The organism is Shewanella sp. 1180_01 (genome assembly GCF_052850535.1).
The window spans coordinates 1-1,467 of record NZ_VXCT01000133.1 but is presented as its reverse complement, the minus strand read 5'-3'; the positions used below and the strand labels follow the sequence as shown (position 1 = coordinate 1,467).

General features: G+C 40.4%; 1 protein-coding gene and 1 pseudogene. Both read right to left on the bottom strand.

Features of this window, described 5'->3' with window-relative positions; all coding sequences use genetic code 11:
* Positions 1-530, bottom strand: a pseudogene (locus FW758_RS24430) (amidohydrolase); the annotation flags it as partial.
* A gap of 198 nt (positions 531-728) precedes the next feature.
* Entirely contained in the window at positions 729-1,004 is a 276-nt protein-coding gene (locus FW758_RS24425; protein ID WP_012196987.1) for a S24 family peptidase, read from the bottom strand.
* Positions 1,005-1,467: the final 463 nt, after the last annotated feature.

The following is a 1,467-nucleotide window of genomic DNA, read 5'->3' as shown; positions in this document are numbered from 1 at the left end:
ATGAGCCAGCCATCGATAGCAGTACTGTTCGCTAGGGTGTTAATTGCCTTATCAATATAAAGTAGGCAGTTATCTTTCTTGTCTTTCTTACCGGTGTTGTAGAGCCACTGATAGTCTTGATAATACGTTTTTTGATATTTATCCGGTAAACACGGCATTAAATTGGTAAATTTCGCCCCTGCTACCGTGAGCTGCAAATGGGCGTGGGGCTCAATAAAACCAGGTAACAAGGTTTGCCCTTTCAGATTTAAATAATCGACTTTTTTGCCTTTTGGCACCATGGCCTTAATATCAGCATTTTTTGCGATAGACTCAATGACATTGCCTTTAACCAGCAAAGAATAGTCCTCGTTATAAATGTATTTATCAGGTTTTTTAGCTCCTTTCATGCCCGCTTGCATACTGATGATGGTGCCACCACCAATAATAAGGTAAGCGTCCTTATCGACTTGAGTATTTGCAAATCCTTGGGCGGCATAGGACAGCGCAAATAACGTAACTAGAGATAATGGATAGTTAAACGATTGCATATAGATCCCTTCAATATAGTATCTTCCTTAAGGACACGCCTTGGCGCTGTGTATAAACTAAAGCTTTACACCTAAGTACGCAGTTGGCTAATGAAGCCACGATGTAAAGCCTAGCTGCTTTTACTTTAGTATGCACATCAATCATTTGACTGATTATGTACTGGTCAATCCAAACTGGGCACTTTTAATTGAGAATTTTCAAATCAACAGGCGGCTGTTCACAATTAACAAAATAAAGTCAGCTCCATGCTGTGCAGTAATATGCCGATCTACAATCAGCAAATCACCATCATAAATCCCCTCACCCAGCATCAAATCCCCCTCGGTAATCTCCACATACGTGGAGCTAGGATGCTGCACAAGTAGCTCATCAAGACTTAAGCTCAACTGCTGGTATTCTGCTGCGAGACTTTCAAAACCACTATTCCTTGCATACTTAGAGGCAGGAATAAAAAGAAGATAATGCATAATCATATCGAGTACTGCGTAAAATCACCGTCATTGCATGCAGTACTTCCCGGTTAGCAAATTTTGAATGATTTAGTTATCAGTTAAGTGATTTTGCAATAAAGCTAGAACGAAACGATATGCCTAGGCGGCGACGCTCTGATGTATTCAGACTAAAAGTAGGTTTCTCCCCTCACTGTTCTCCACTTTATATAGCAACTCACTTACCAATAGAGGCAAAATATCGGCCCATTCAACAAAGATCAAAGGATCACAAAATCGATTTGTTAAAGTTGGTATATCCGAGCACACCTAATTTTTGCCCCTCTGAGAAAGTAAGGAAAATAATTATTTATAATCAAAAACATATATAGCGTTCAAAATTATGAACGCCCTCTAAAAGCCCGCTAATAAAACAACAACCAACCCCTCTAAAATCCTCATATGTAGTGAAGCACTGCGTGTCGCTGCCCCCGCAATCAACCGCGCC

Coding starts and splice junctions, on each gene's coding strand:
- FW758_RS24425 (WP_012196987.1), bottom strand. CDS start 1,004: ATGATTATGCATTATCTTCTTTTTATTCCTGCCTCTAAGTATGCAAGG.